General features: G+C 38.3%; 14 protein-coding genes. 7 read left to right on the top strand and 7 right to left on the bottom strand.

Annotation, left to right across the window (positions count from 1 at the left end):
* Window positions 1-13: 13 nt before the first annotated feature.
* The 7 genes from AC00Y6_RS12270 to AC00Y6_RS12240 form a co-directional block, all read right to left on the bottom strand.
* Complete coding sequence (locus tag AC00Y6_RS12270; protein WP_474490907.1) at window positions 14-1,102, bottom strand: efflux RND transporter periplasmic adaptor subunit; 1,089 nt, start codon at window positions 1,100-1,102, stop codon at window positions 14-16.
* A 39-nt stretch (window positions 1,103-1,141) separates the two neighbouring features.
* Window positions 1,142-2,389: a TolC family protein gene (locus tag AC00Y6_RS12265; protein ID WP_474490906.1), complete on the bottom strand. Its 1,248-nt coding sequence runs from the start codon at window positions 2,387-2,389 to the stop codon at window positions 1,142-1,144.
* Between the two features lie 188 nt (window positions 2,390-2,577).
* On the bottom strand, window positions 2,578-3,942 hold the full coding sequence (locus AC00Y6_RS12260) for an ATP-binding protein (RefSeq protein WP_474490905.1): 1,365 nt from the start codon (window positions 3,940-3,942) through the stop codon (window positions 2,578-2,580).
* A 38-nt stretch (window positions 3,943-3,980) separates the two neighbouring features.
* Window positions 3,981-4,658, bottom strand: a complete 678-nt coding sequence (locus AC00Y6_RS12255; RefSeq protein ID WP_474490904.1) for a response regulator transcription factor — start codon at window positions 4,656-4,658, stop codon at window positions 3,981-3,983.
* 391 nt (window positions 4,659-5,049) lie between these two features.
* A complete protein-coding gene (locus AC00Y6_RS12250; RefSeq protein ID WP_474490903.1) occupies window positions 5,050-5,574 on the bottom strand; it encodes a hypothetical protein in 525 nt (174 codons plus the stop codon).
* 75 nt (window positions 5,575-5,649) lie between these two features.
* Window positions 5,650-6,207 (bottom strand): SanA/YdcF family protein, encoded by a 558-nt coding sequence (locus tag AC00Y6_RS12245; protein ID WP_474490936.1) that lies wholly within the window; start codon window positions 6,205-6,207, stop codon window positions 5,650-5,652.
* Between the two features lie 68 nt (window positions 6,208-6,275).
* Complete coding sequence (locus tag AC00Y6_RS12240; protein WP_474490902.1) at window positions 6,276-7,403, bottom strand: 2Fe-2S iron-sulfur cluster-binding protein; 1,128 nt, start codon at window positions 7,401-7,403, stop codon at window positions 6,276-6,278.
* Window positions 7,404-7,485: 82 nt separating this feature from the next.
* Here AC00Y6_RS12240 and AC00Y6_RS12235 point away from each other — a divergent pair, with 82 nt between their 5' ends.
* The 7 genes from AC00Y6_RS12235 to AC00Y6_RS12205 all read left to right on the top strand — a co-directional run bounded on the left by AC00Y6_RS12235 (window position 7,486) and on the right by AC00Y6_RS12205 (window position 14,788).
* The gene (locus AC00Y6_RS12235; RefSeq protein WP_474490901.1) at window positions 7,486-8,121 is read left to right on the top strand and encodes a TlpA family protein disulfide reductase; all 636 of its coding nucleotides are present in this window, start codon (window positions 7,486-7,488) and stop codon (window positions 8,119-8,121) included.
* Window positions 8,122-8,134: 13 nt separating this feature from the next.
* Window positions 8,135-9,103 carry a FecCD family ABC transporter permease gene (locus AC00Y6_RS12230; RefSeq protein ID WP_474490900.1) on the top strand — a complete coding sequence of 323 codons (969 nt, stop codon included), beginning with the start codon at window positions 8,135-8,137 and terminating at the stop codon, window positions 9,101-9,103.
* A gap of 106 nt (window positions 9,104-9,209) precedes the next feature.
* On the top strand, window positions 9,210-10,139 hold the full coding sequence (locus AC00Y6_RS12225; RefSeq protein ID WP_474490899.1) for an ABC transporter ATP-binding protein: 930 nt from the start codon (window positions 9,210-9,212) through the stop codon (window positions 10,137-10,139).
* A 159-nt stretch (window positions 10,140-10,298) separates the two neighbouring features.
* Window positions 10,299-10,751 carry a MarR family winged helix-turn-helix transcriptional regulator gene (locus tag AC00Y6_RS12220; RefSeq protein WP_474490898.1) on the top strand — a complete coding sequence of 151 codons (453 nt, stop codon included), beginning with the start codon at window positions 10,299-10,301 and terminating at the stop codon, window positions 10,749-10,751.
* A 37-nt stretch (window positions 10,752-10,788) separates the two neighbouring features.
* Window positions 10,789-13,161 (top strand): 3-hydroxyacyl-CoA dehydrogenase/enoyl-CoA hydratase family protein, encoded by a 2,373-nt coding sequence (locus tag AC00Y6_RS12215; RefSeq protein WP_474490897.1) that lies wholly within the window; start codon window positions 10,789-10,791, stop codon window positions 13,159-13,161.
* Between the two features lie 28 nt (window positions 13,162-13,189).
* Complete coding sequence (locus AC00Y6_RS12210) at window positions 13,190-13,552, top strand: four helix bundle protein (RefSeq protein ID WP_474490896.1); 363 nt, start codon at window positions 13,190-13,192, stop codon at window positions 13,550-13,552.
* Window positions 13,553-13,612: 60 nt separating this feature from the next.
* Window positions 13,613-14,788: an acetyl-CoA C-acyltransferase gene (locus tag AC00Y6_RS12205; protein ID WP_474490895.1), complete on the top strand. Its 1,176-nt coding sequence runs from the start codon at window positions 13,613-13,615 to the stop codon at window positions 14,786-14,788.
* Window positions 14,789-14,862 lie beyond the last annotated feature (74 nt).

Here is a 14,862-nt window from a genome sequence, read left to right as displayed (position 1 = left end):
ACACGCCCAAAAATTAATTATTAAGCGATCTGTAAATTAATAATTGGTTATTGGTAACAATGCGGTCGCCCTCTGCAACGCCTTCGGAGACATAGGTGGTTTCAGAATTCTGACGGAGAATCTTGACTTCTTTGATCTTGATATCGGTTTGTGATTTGTAAACTACAACAAAATAGCGGTTATCATCAAAGATGACGGCTTTGGACGGTACTGCCAATGCCATTTGGTTTTCTGACTTAGAGACCTTGATGGTCGCCTTACTGTCCGGGATCAGCAAACCCTGCGAATTGTCCAGTACCACGCGGGCCTGCATGGCATTGGTATCGGGATCTATAATCTTGAAAATCTTATCCACTGTGCCGTAGAAGACTTTATCCGGATAGGATAAGGTGGCGACGCGCGCCTTCATCCCGAGGCTGATCTTATCGATATCAGCTTCGTTAACGTTCATAATGGCCCAGACATTTTTGGTATTGGCCACGTCAAAAATATTCTCACTGCGGTCACTCCTCAGTTCCATATCCTTGTTGATGTCTTTTTGTACAATGTAGCCGTTAATTGGTGAAATAACACTGTAAATATTACCTTTTTTGACATTGTAAACCGTGCTCACATCACTGGCGCGGCGCAGGGCATCTTTGGCCCTTTTGACCTGACTCTCTGCCTCTAGAACGTCCTTTTCGGTATTCAATTTGCCGGTGTACATTTCCTTAGCTACGCGGAGATTGTTCTCGGCCACTACCAAATCTGTCTTGGAATCGCTGACGTCTTTCTGTACCTCAGCGAGCTCGGTACTACGGATGGTAGCCAGCACCTGACCGCGGTGTACATAATCACCCAGCTCTACATTCACGCTAAGGACATTGCCGCCCACTAAAGGATAAATGTCGATGTACTGATTTTTATCGGCTGAGATTTTACCGAAAAAGCTGTACTCGTCATCGATGTATTTTTTCTGCACTTCTGCAAAAGTAGTGGTCTTAAGCATGGTATTGCTGAGCTCAAAACCTTTTTCCACCACAGGGATATTATTCTCCTGCTTGCTGCAGGCAGCCAACACCAATAGAAGAGCAGCAGGAACTAGAATATTTTTAGATTTCATTTCTTTTTTGATATTAATTAAATCATACAATAAATGGGACTAATAGAAGATCTTGGTCTGCACCAGCTGGTTAAGTTGTTCTGCGGCAATCATGATTTGTTTCTTCATCTCGTAGATTTGCAGGACTGTTTGTCTGTAACTCTCCATAAAATCTGTAAACTCTATCAGGCTGACATTTCCTTTTCTAAAGTTGGTCAGGATACCATTATACACAGTTTGCAGGTTGTCCAGATCTATTGGTTTGAGTTCAAAGTACTGGTCGTAATGGTTTTTCCAAGTTTGGTAAGCCGCATCTACCTGAGTCTGAAGGTTAAGTTTCTGATACTCGCTGTTTTTCTGATTCTGTTGGACCGCGTATTTGGCTTTTTCCACGTTTCCCTTGTTGGATTTCCAAAGTGGTATCGGGATGCCTACCTTTAGGTTGATCTCGTTACGGAAAGTCCCAGAACCCTGGTCATACTCGGCACCGACATTCAGATCCGGTACATTAAGCGATTTTTGCCATTGTGCAAAGAGCTGGCTGTTGTCTATAAGTTTTAGGTTATAAAGATAGTCGGCATTGTTTTGTAAAGCTTTTTCTTTAAGAATCGCCACATCACCAAAAGGCTGGGAAACAAGCATCTCATTCTCTACCAGCTTTTCCAAAGCAGGTTGTATATGGTCTGCAAGACCTGTAAGAACCTTTAAAGTCTGCTGGAGAGCCAGAATGTTATTATTAATCTCAATCCTGTCGTTATTAAGCTGTATCACAATGCTTTGCAGGCGTACATAATCTTTAAGAGAGATATTCCCTTTATCTGTCTGCACCTTGTAAGCTGCCAGCAATTCATTCATGTACTTGAGCTGCCCATCTATACTGGTTTTCTTTTTCTGCTCGTATATCAGGTTGTAAAAAGCGCTGCGTAACTGTGCATGCAGATCGACCAACAATTGATTAAACTGGAGCTGTGCCAGTTCTTTGCTGGATTTTGCAAACTGTATTTCGTTTTTCTTTTTACCACCCATGTAGATCAATTGGGAAACCTCTACCCCTTTTGACTTACCGGCATCAAAAGCTTTATTCTGCTCGGGATTATAAGCGTTGATATAACCGCTTACCTGAGGAAGATCCCAGATCTTTGCCTGAATGATATCGGCTTCTGCCATGCTGATATTGTACTGTGCGGCGAGAACCTGAAGGTTATTTTGCCGGAAAGCCTGCTCGTAGTCCTGTAATGATTGTGGATCTTGCCCGGAAAGAAAAGTGAATGCCGAGAAGGATAACACCAGCGTTGTAATTTTAAGCATATTTACTCGTTTTGGGTTTCTGCAAATATGATATCTTAAGATTAAAACGACCTTAAATACACCTTAAAAAAAACTTAATTGTGGTTTTAGAACCTCATAAAAATCCGATGAACACACAATCTGTGGAGAACTTCAGTATAAGAATCGAGTTCATAAAATGAGAAAAACAGAATTGTGGTACATCGGTTTTATTTGTTAAAAACAACCGTAAAAAGATTTTCTTCCTCGGATGGCTCTGTATAGATAATATCGGCACCGTGGTATTCTAAAATACGTTTAACGATACGCAAACCAAGTCCGGAACCTGATTTGTTAAGAGAGTTGCTACCGCGCATGAAGGCATCAAAAAGACGTTCCCTTTCCTCTATAGGAATAGTTCTCCCTTTTGACAATACTTTTACCTCAATGTGTTGGTATGTTTCTAAAATGACAATATCTGCCTCTTGATTATCAGAGTACAAAGCTGCATTTTTAAACAAATTAGCAAACGTGATTTGTAAAAGGGATTTAACACCACTTACCGTAAGGTCTGCATCTTCTATACTGTTGCTGTCAATCTGGAAATCAATTTTAAATTCTGGGAAATTGCGGTGTACGACTTCAAAAGCATCAAAGACAACTTCATCAATCCTAACTTCTTCGTACACTGTAGAAATGCTCTGTTTATCAAATTTGGACAACAGCAGCAAGGATTGGGTAAGATCCGATAGTTGATAAACATCCTGTAGCATCTTTTCCAGCGTGGAGCGCGTTTTGAGAGAATGAGTTTCTAAACGGATCAGGTTCTCCAGTTGGAAGGCCATCCTGGTAAGAGGGGTTCGCATCTCGTGCGCCGCACTGGAGTTAAAATCCTTCTGAGACTGGAAGACATCATTCAGGCGGCTTGTCATCAGGTTGAATGAGTTGGCTAATACACCAATCTCATCATGGGAATTGGGCACTTCTACAGGAGTCGTCAGTTCGTGAACCGTGATGTTGGACATCTCAGATTTAAGCAGTTCTAGAGGTTCGAGAAATTTCGAAACCAAGTAATAACTGAAGAACCAAATCAAGAGAATGCTGACGATATAACAAAAGATAAGAATATACTCTAAGAAAGCCAGTTTTGACTGACCTGTAACATCTTTGGCACTGGTAAGGATATAATAGTTATGTCCTTTTATATTGCGCAGTGCAGCGTATATCTCGGGGACAGAGTTCTCCATATACACTGTCTTCTCGGTATCCAGACGGTGAAGCAGGTTCTCGTCCCAACTTATTTTTTTATCCTTTAGTGTACTGTGGATGAGCTTCTTATCAGCGTTGAAAATCATAATATTTTCATTAAGCAGCACATTATCTGAGTTCTCATCGAAGAACAAAGGTGCTTCTTTTTCGAAATTATCCGACTTGGCAATGAAGTTAACGGTAAATACAAGACGCTTCTGGAAACGTTCTCTAAACTCGTCTCTACGAAAATCACTAAAAGAGAAGTAAATCACCACCATCATCATCCCAAATATCAGGGAAAAGGCAATACTTAAACTGAAGGCGATTTTACGTTTGAGAGACATGACGAACAATTAATAATGAGTGATAAGAAATCTTTTAATTAAAGTGGACTTAGATAGTAACCGAAGCCGGGGCGTGTATGTATCAATTTGGTTTTGAAATTTTTATCAATTTTTTTTCTTAAGAAATTAATGTAAACTTCTATGGCATTATTGGTGGACTGAAACTGATTTTTCCATACCTCGTCCGAGATATATTGCTTGGATAGCGTACGGCCATTGGCGCGTGCCAACAGCTCCAGCAGCTGAAACTCTTTCACAGTAAGGGTAATCTCCTCGCCACCGCGGTAAACCTTGCTGTCTCCTGGATAAATAATAAGATCATCTATAGTAATTTTTTCCTTTTCCTCAGATTTAGGCATTATACGGCGGAGTTGTGAGTTGATACGCAAAAGAAGCTCTTCCAACAAGAAGGGTTTTACCAAATAATCATCAGCAGCACGTAGGAAAGCTTCTTTCTTTTCCTCTATACCATCGTAGGCAGAGATGATGATAATAGGTGTGTCACCATTAGTCTCCCTAATTTTTTTGCAAACGTCAAGTCCGTTGATCTTGGGCACATTGATATCTAGAAGGAAGATGTCATAGGACTTATCTTGGAATAAAGCCATAAACTTCTCGCCATCGTCAGCAATGTCGGTTTTAATGGATTTGGATTCCAGAAACAGTGCAATTTCGGATGATAATACAGGGTCATCTTCTAAAAGTAAAGTCTGCATAGGTTAAATTTTTACAAATATGGGAAAAAGTTAATTGTGGTGGGTTGTCATATCAAAATGTTTTGATTTTAAAAGTTGGTTCATCATCTTGTTTCATCAAAAGAATCAATATAAAGGAGCTCTATTTGTCTCCGTAGATTCTACCTTAATTATTGAACTAATATAACTATAGTATATTTCCCGATATAAACATTTACATAAAAAAACTCACAAAATAATGTGAGTTTCATAATATCTATTTCAAACTTATTTATAAATCAATTGTAGGATCAAATAGCTGTTCAATACATTCTTATACTTGAACTACAGAACCAGAGAAATCGCATACATACAGCACATAAAATCTATATCCCTCTGTTATTAAAACTCAAATAAATCTATCTTAATATTATTATCTTCTCAAACTTTCATTGCTGTTAGTTCGCGTTTCTTGAGGTTGTTGCGGAGAAGGCTGAGGCTGAGGTTGTGCTTGAGGTTGTGTTCTTACTGGAGCCTGAATTTCCCTTACGGGTTGAGAATTCCTCATACTGTTTTGGTCGCCACGATTTGGTTGCGATCTATAGTTATTGTTTTGAGGTGTTCTGTAATTTTGCTGATCCCCATAATTTTGATTTCTATTGCTATTTCTTTTGGGAGAAATTATTACATTGCCACGCATTGCATTTCTTGAATTATAAGTAGATCCATTCCTGTAATAGCGTCCGTTATTATCCAAATAAACGACATCTGGAGCATAATAGAACCCATCAGGTGACTGAAAATAACCAGCCCTGTAACCATCAGAAAAGCCCTGATAATATTGGTTATTATTTCTGTACCCGCTATTTCCGCCGTACCTATAGTTTTCTGGTGTTGCAAGGCATGACATCAAGCTTATTGATACCAGCCCCAATATTATTTTTATTGAATTTTTCATCTTTTTGAAATTTGTTATTTATATAACAAAGAATTTGCCATTGCCTCCAGATGATCATGATATATAAAAAAGTTGCTACTCTTCTGGCGAAATTCCCAAAACATAATAAAACACCGCCAAAACCCTAGCAAAAAATTCGCGGATGTGGTTGCGGTAAAAGCTTTCATTTTTGCTCACATCCTGCGCATCGTACCCTAAGGCATTCATCCCATTATTCCTTGCAAAAAAAAGTGCTCGAAGATTGTGAAAACCCTGCGAAACGATGATGACATTCTTCTCTTTAAAGACATTTTTGCACCTCAGGATACTCTTATGGGTATTGAAGCCTTTTGGATCTTGAACAATAATATTCTCGGGAACACCTTCGTTATAAACAAGGAATTTTTTCATAGCAGCAGGCTCGTCATAATTATCACTTTTCTCACCACTAACGATAATTTTTTTGATTTTTCCGTGGTGGTAAAGTGTTCCTACCGCATCCATACGGGCTGTAAAGTAAGGATTTGCAACACCGGATCGCATTTTGGGCGATGTCCCTAAAACCAGCGCGCAATCTCTGGGAGGTACTTTGCTGATCCTTGTATAGGTCCTACCGCTTGTCAAGGCTACAACCCAAAAATTAGCCAATACCATCAGCAAGACAGCCAGTTCCGCCAGGCGGAAAGCTACTCTCAAAATGTTGGTAAAAGCCTTTATCATAATTAATATAAATCAAAATCTAAAGATACATCTTTACTCATTGCAATAGAAACACATGGCAATATTTTTCCCTGTTGTTTTTCCTTTTCTGTGAGATACTCATCTTCGGTCATATCCACTTCGCCACTTTTCAGATAGCAGAGGCAGCTTCCACAAATACCGGATTTGCAGGAATAAGGCAACTTGTAACCCAAATCCAACAATTGCTGTAGAAGTTTGCGCTCGTTATTTTTAAGGATAATGTCGTCTTTCACAACATGGTTGAACTTAATTTTAACATTCACGTTTTCAATCAGGGGAAATTCTTTTTCGGTGGGATAAATATCCTCATTGAAAGATTCAAACAATTCAAAATGAATGTTTTTTTTAGGAATCCCGTGGTTAAAACAGGCATTGGCAACCGATTTTATCATCGCTCCGGATCCACAAATCAATACCTTATCGGTACTGTCCCAAATGGTAGATTCTTCATCATCCTCATCCAGATGTAGTAATTGATTGATGATAAGTGAAATTTTCTTTTCATCCAATCGTCCCTGAAAAAGCCTGTCTTTCACCTTTTCCTTAGAAAAGAAATAGAATACCTCTAATCTTCCGGGATTATTGTTTTGCAAATCTTCTAATTCATCACGAAAAACAATATCCTCATAACTTTTGTTACCATAAAAAAGGTAAACCCTCGTCAGTTTCTCGACATGCAAGATATCCTTGATATGGCTAATAATAGGCGTTATACCAATCCCTGACGCAAAAGCTAGAATCGTTCTCTTTTCATTAGGCTTTGGCTGGAGATAAAACCTACCAGAGGGTGCACTTACTGAGACTTCATCTCCAATTTTAAAATGACTAAACAAATAGTTGGCAGAACTTTGTTGGCTGTTAACCTTTATTGCCAGTTGCAGCTTACTCTCATAAGGTGCCGAAGTAAAAGAATAATCGTTCTGGATTTCTTCTTCATTCACATTGTATTTTAACGTAACATACTGCCCTGCCCGGTAAATAAAGTTTGATTTTAAATCCTTAGGAATATCTAGTTCCAAAGCAAAAACGTTTTTGGTCAGTTGCCGTTTTTTAGCTATTTTTAGCCTGTAAAACTGAGGTTGACTGGCGATTGTTAATTGATTTTCCATTGTCAGGAATCAAAATTAATGAAAAATTGACGAAACTCAGGTCACGTCAACAAAAGCATCAAAATAATTGCAAAAAAATAAGATGAAAAAGATACTTTTCTATTCTATAGTAGTTTTCAGCCTGGCAGCTTGTAAAAAAAATGACGAGAAAGTCGCAGAAGCGGCTTCTAAAGAAGATTCTATAACGGCTAAACCAAAAAAATCTGTTGCTGAAGTGGCTGAACTTCGTGAGTTATCTCCGCAAGGCCTATCAAAAGATTTGAAAAACATTAATTCCGATACGCTTTATGTCACCAATTTTTTTGCCACCTGGTGTGGCCCATGCATGCAGGAGATCCCGCATTTTCGAAAAAAGATGGAAGAATTACAAAATCAGCCTGTCAAATTCACTTTTGTAAGCTTGGACAACAAAACCGATTGGGCGACCGATGTCAGTGATTTTGCTGATGAATATAATATCAGAAAACATGTCGTGCTTTTGGATGGAACACTTTTACGGACTGATTTTTTTAAAAATAATTTCAAATCTTGGGGTGGCGAATCTATTCCTTTTACTTTGATGCAAAAAGGAGACAAAACAGATGAAACAATCGGCTCTATGACGGAAGAAATCCTGAATCAGAAAATTAATCAGATGCTGGCTCACAATACTACTTCCAAAAGTAATGACAATAAGGAAAAGGTTGGAATTTCGGGTCCAAAAAAATCTTTAAAATAATCTACTTGTTACAATGAGACGCTTTCCTGCTCTAATCATTTTAATCATTGCTATGGGCATTTTAGCGTTTTTTATCAATCTTAATATTGGTTTTGCAAAACTGAATTTTTCGGATTTTTTCAGTTCAGATTCTGCAAATTTCCAGATTGCAGGATTCCGTATTAACCGCGCTTTGGCAATGCTTCTGGCAGGCATTGCCATCCCAACAAGTGGTTTTCTGTTGCAGGAATATTTCAAAAATCCGTTGGCTGGCCCAGATGTTTTGGGCATTACCTCGGTTTCAAGTTTGTTTGTCGCATCTTATATCTTTTTTTCGCAAGATATCACTATTCCAGATTTTTTACAGAACAGTTTTATCAGCCTGTCATCCATTATAGGGAGTATTGTTCTGATGATGGTTTTGCTCTTATTTTCTAACCGATTTCGGGATAAAAGTTTTATAATTATTTTCGGATTTCTGATTTCTGCTTTGGCCGGCGCTGTGGTGTCATTCCTACAGTTTTATGTGGAAAGTCAAAGTCTCAAAAATTATATGCTTTGGACTTTTGGTGCGAATAATCAAACCACTTTAGTTCAAATTGCAATTCTTACGGTTTTAATTATCATTGGATTAATTTTCACATTCAGATCCATAAAACCATTGATAGGGAATTCGCTTGGCGCAGCTTACGCACAGAGTTTCGGCATCAGCCAATCCAGATTAAAAATTAGTATTATTGTGGCTTCTTCTCTACTTTCGGCTTCGGTTACGGCATTTCTGGGGCCAATTTTATTTATTGGCGTAGTAGTGCCACATTTTTGCCGAATGATTTGGAATCCCGCCCAACTTTGGCATCAATGGATCCTGAATATGATTTTAGGAATATTAATCATGCAGGTTTTTTCGATCATTTCGGAACTAAGTCAGTTTCCTATTAATATTATCACTACATTTTTCGGAATCCCTGTGATATTGGTAATGCTCATGAAGAAAAAAGTTTAACAAATGCTTAAAATATAAAACTGGTCATTCTGAAAGAGATCTAAGCAAATGGTTTTAGGAAGTCAATCTCAACAAGTCAATTTTTTATAGAAAGACAATTCATAAAATGAGTTTTTTAGAAATAAATAATACAGCAATCGGCTACGCCAACCCATTGGTTTCGGAGATTAATTCGTCTTTGGGTTTGGGCGAAGTTTGTCTGCTAATGGGAAATAACGGAATCGGAAAAACCACTTTAATCAAATCTATTCTTGGGCAAAATAAGCTTTTAAATGGCGAAATTTTCATTAATGGAATATCAATTCAGAAGCTGGATTCAAACGAAATAGCTTCGCAGATTGCTATTGTTTTTTCAAAAGCTGAAATCCCTGATAATTACACGGTTACAGATTTGATTTCCTTAGGAAAATATATCCATTATCCTTATTATTTTAAATTGAATGAAACTGATAAACAAGAAATTACCGAGATTATCAATAAACTCAACTTATCAGAATATCAGAATAAAAAGCTAACCGAGTTATCCGACGGAAACCTTCAAAAATCTTTTATAGGAAGGGCATTGGCACAAAATTCACCTTTTATTATTCTGGACGAACCCACCACGCATCTGGACGAAGAAAACAAGTTGATGATCCTTTCGCTTCTCAGAAATCTGGCAAAATCCGAGAATAAACTGATACTTTTCTCCTCACACGATTGGCGTTTGGCAAAAGAATTTGCGGATAAAATCTGGTGGATCAAAGATCGAAAACTTATCAGTGGAACAACAGAAGAAGTGATTCTTAATCATCAGGAATTAATCAAGCCCAAAATCCTCAACTTCAATCAAAGTTTCCGCGCGCCCGAAATTAATGCACCAAAACTGGAAAAAGAAATGATGTTTTCTTATCTGCAAAAAAACTTTTCCGAAGATCTGCAAAAATTTAAATTAACGTTTAAAAATGATTTTTGGGAACTGAATTCGGATGATTCACATGACAATTGTCATACTTTGGCAGAAGTTAAACAGTCTTTGGAAAAGCGCATCAAATGAGGTGTTTTATCTTAAATAACAGTTTTATTTAATTATTATATTAAGATTTGCATAATATTTAAATAACTACAAATCAATAACTTAACTATACTTTATTAAAAATACTATGCATGCATAGTATTTTTTTTATATTTGTAAAAGGCACTTCAAGATATGATTATGGAAAAGAAAAATTCTGAAAAAGTTGAAACAGTAGATCTCATGCTCAAGTCGGCATGGCTGGCAGTCTCGAAAATGTATTCGGATCAGGCTTCCTTATATAACTCTACTGCTGTACAAGCACTTACATTACTTAAAATCGATCCCAAGGAAGGGACGCGAAGTACAAATCTTGGCCCAAAAATGGCGATTGAACCCACTTCGCTTACTAGGATTATCAAGCTGCTTGAGGATAACGGTTATATCTATAAAGAAAAAACAACGACAGACAAGCGCGAAGTCATTATCAAACTGACCGATAAAGGCATCAATTCCAGGAATTTATCTAAAGAAGTCGTTCTTAATTTCAACAAAAAAGTGTTGGAAAACATTGCGCCGGAAAAATTTGCAGTTTTCAAGGAAGTGATGACGGACATCCTCAAGATTGCAAACGACCTTAATAAAAGGAAATAAGCCAAATTTTAATATAACAAATAAAAAATCTTAATCAATGAACAGAAAAATAAAACACGTTACGGTTCTCGGATCGGGTGTTATGGGTTCCGGAATTGCTTGCCATCTGGCGGGTAACGGCATTCAGGTTTTGATGTTGGATATGCCTCCGAAAGATTCGGAAAATACAGACAAAAAAACAAGAAACAGCGTGGCGCAAGGCCATCTTAACAACGCTCTGAAAAGCAATCCTTCGCCAATCTATGACAAGGCTTTTGCTTCCAGAATTACCGTTGGAAACTTCGAGGATGATCTTGAGAAAATCAAAAATTCGGATTGGGTGATTGAAGTGATTGTCGAGAGGTTGGACATCAAACAATCGATGTTCGAAAAAGTGGACAAACTACGTAAGCCGGGAACTTTAATTACTTCCAACACATCGGGCATCCCGATTCATCTAATGTCAGAAGGAAGGTCAGAAGATTTTCAGAAACATTTCTGCGGAACACACTTTTTCAATCCACCAAGATATTTGAAGTTATTCGAGGTCATTCCAGGTCCAAAAACAGACCAATCTGTGATTGATTTCTTTATGTCTTACGGCGAAAAATTCCTGGGGAAAACCACGGTTCTTTGTAAAGACACGCCAGGTTTTATCGGGAACAGAATTGGGGTTTATTCGATGGCGAAGATTATGGAGTTGACGGAAGAAATTGGCTTAACGATTGAAGAAGCTGATTCTTTGACCGGAGATCTGCTGAACCGTCCAAAAACCGGAACTTTCAAATTGGGAGATTTGGTTGGATTAGATACAGCTTTCAATGTAACCAAAGGACTTCAGGCCAATCTTAAAGACGATGAAATGGTTCAGTCGCTTAAAGATTCCAAAACTTTGAATTTCCTGATTGAAAATAAATTCCTTGGCGATAAATCCAAAAAAGGTTTTTATTACAAAGAAAAAGATGCCGGCGGAAATATAAACCGTTTCGTTCTTAATTATGAAACATTGGGTTACGAGCCGACAAAACAACCAAAACTTTCAATCGTTAGCACAGCCAAAGAGGCAGGAAGTTTGAAAAACCGTTTACCGATTTTGTTGAAAGACCAATCCAAAGCCGGAGAATTGATCAGAAAACATTTCGCTTCATTGTTTGCTTACGTTTCTCAACGCGTTCCGGAAATCACGGATGTATTCTACTCTATCGATGATGCGATGAAAACCGGTTATGCCTGGAAATACGGACCATTTGAAAACTGGGATTTTGTAGGTGTTCAGAAAGGAATTGACCTTATTGAAAGCGAAGGTTACAAAGTGGCAGATTGGGTAAAAGAAATGCTGGCTGCCGGAAACGAATCGTTCTACAGGCTAGAAAATGGTAAGCAATTGTTCTACAATCAGAATACGAAAACTTACGAACCAATTCCGGGTCAGGATGCTTTCATCATTCTTAATAATATCAGAAAAGAAAAAACGGTTTGGTCTAATTCCGAATCTGCATTGATTGACCTTGGCGACGGCATTTTGAACTTTGAATTCCGTTCAAAAATGAATTCACTTGGTGGTGGCGTTTTGGAAGGTCTTAATAAATCCATTGATATTGCCGAGAAAGATTACAGAGGTTTGGTTATTGGTAACCAGGCTGACAATTTCTCAGTCGGTGCCAATCTCGCAATGGTAATGATGATGGCTGTTGAACAGGATTGGTATGAACTGAATATGGCCATCGCGATGTTCCAGCAGACTTCTATGAAGTTGAGATATTCAGCGATTCCGGTAATCGCTGCACCGTTCGGGATGACGCTTGGTGGTGGTTGCGAATTCTCTATGCACGCAGACAAAATTGTTGCTGCAGCAGAAACTTACATCGGTTTGGTAGAAGTGGGTGTTGGTTTAATCCCTGGTGGTGGGGGAACTAAGGAATTTGCGTTGAGAGCCCTCAAAGGTGCACTTCCTGATGATGTTAAAACCAATCATTTGCGAAATTACTTTATGAATATCGCTACAGCAAAAGTGGCAACTTCGGCTTGGGAAGCTAAGCAAATGGGAATTTTGACAGATAAAGATATAATCGTCGTCAACAAAGACAGACAGATTGCCGAAGCAAAACGTCAGGCTATTGTTTTGGATGAATTAGGATATACACCACCAGTTCCTGAGAAAGTTAAAGTTCTTGGAAACGAAGCCATGGGAATGTTCTACGTTGGCACAGACCAAATGGTTGCAGGTGGTTACGCCTCGGAACACGACAGAAAAATAGCTAATAAAATCGGTTATGTAATGACCGGCGGTAATCTTTCTGAACAGACCGAGGTTTCTGAACAATACTTATTGGATCTTGAAAGAGAAGCATTCCTTTCACTTTGCGGCGAAAGAAAAACGCTTGAGAGAATCGGTGGAATGTTAAAAACAGGGAAACCAGTAAGAAATTAGAATTGAGAAATTAGATATTAGAAGTTAGATGAAAGCGCACAGATTACAAGATTTGCAGATTTGGAAACGGTCGATGGATTTGGTTAAAGAAATTTACATCATTACCCAAAATTTACCAATTGAAGAAAAATTTGGATTGATAAGTCAGATTCGAAGATGTGCAGTTTCAATTCCTTCTAATATTGCCGAGGGTGCAGGAAGAAATAATGTTAAAGAATTTATTCAATTTTTAGGAATAGCTTCTGGTTCTGCTTATGAACTTGAAACCCAATTAATCCTTTTGTTTGAATTAAATTTTAAACAAGAAATCGAAATTACACCTTTAACAAATGAACTTGCTGAAATTCAGAAAATGATTTATTCATTTAAAACTAAATTAAATAATGGTTAGACTTTATTTGAAATTCTCAAATCTAATTTCTAACATCTAAACTCTAACATCTTCAAATAAATGGAAGCATATATAGTAACAGGATACAGAACAGCAGTTGGTAAAGCGCCAAAAGGCTCTTTGCGTTTCACCCGTCCCGATGATATGGCGGCAACTGTGATAGAACGTCTGATGAAAGATGTTCCAAACCTAGACCCAGCTCGCATCGATGACCTGATTGTTGGTTGTGCAATGCCGGAAGCAGAACAAGGACTTAACGTCGCCAGACTCATTTCATTAATGGGATTGGATACAGACAAAGTTCCGGGTGTAACAGTCAACAGATATTGCGCTTCAGGCTCAGAATCGATTGCTATTGCGGCAGCGAAAATCAAAGCCGGAATGGCAGAATGTATCATCGCCGGAGGTGCAGAAAGTATGTCTTATATCCCAATGGGCGGCTACAAACCAATCCCAGACACGGATTTGGCCAAGAAAAACCCAGATTATTATTGGGGAATGGGATTAACGGCAGAAGCAGTTGCTAACGAATTCAAAGTAAGCCGTGAGGAACAAGACCAGTTTGCATACAACTCCCACCAGAAAGCAATGAATGCTATCAAAGAAGGAAAATTTGAGAGTCAGATTGTCCCAATTGATGTGAAATATAATTTCCTGGACGAAAAGGAAAAAATCCAGACCAAAGAATATGCATTTAAGCAAGACGAAGGACCAAGAGCAGACACCTCCGTAGAAGCTTTGGCAAAACTACGTCCTGTTTTTGCAGCGAATGGTTCTGTAACAGCAGGTAATTCTTCACAAACTTCTGATGGTGCCGCTTTCACAATGGTAATGTCAGAAAGAATGGTTAAAGAATTAAACTTAACGCCAGTAGCGAGACTTCTCTCCTATTCTACGGTTGGAGTTCCACCAAGAATTATGGGAATTGGGCCAATGTATGCTATCCCAAAAGCTTTGGAGCAGGCAGGCCTTAAACAATCAGACATCGATTTGTTCGAACTGAATGAAGCGTTTGCTTCTCAATCCGTAGCCATTTTAAGGGAATTGAAAATTAATCCAGACATCGTCAACGTAAACGGCGGTGCCATCGCATTGGGACACCCACTTGGCTGCACAGGAACTAAATTAACAGTTCAGCTTCTTGACGAAATGAAACGCAGACAAAACAAATATGGCGTTGTGACAATGTGTGTAGGAACTGGTCAAGGCGCAGCGAGCGTGTTTGAGTTGTTGTAATTTGTACAATGTATGATGTACAAAGTATTAAGTATAAAATAATTAGAATTTAAAATAATCAAATTGAAGTCTTT

The organism is Epilithonimonas sp., from assembly GCF_056329745.1.
This window is presented reverse-complemented; position numbering and strand designations above follow the sequence as displayed.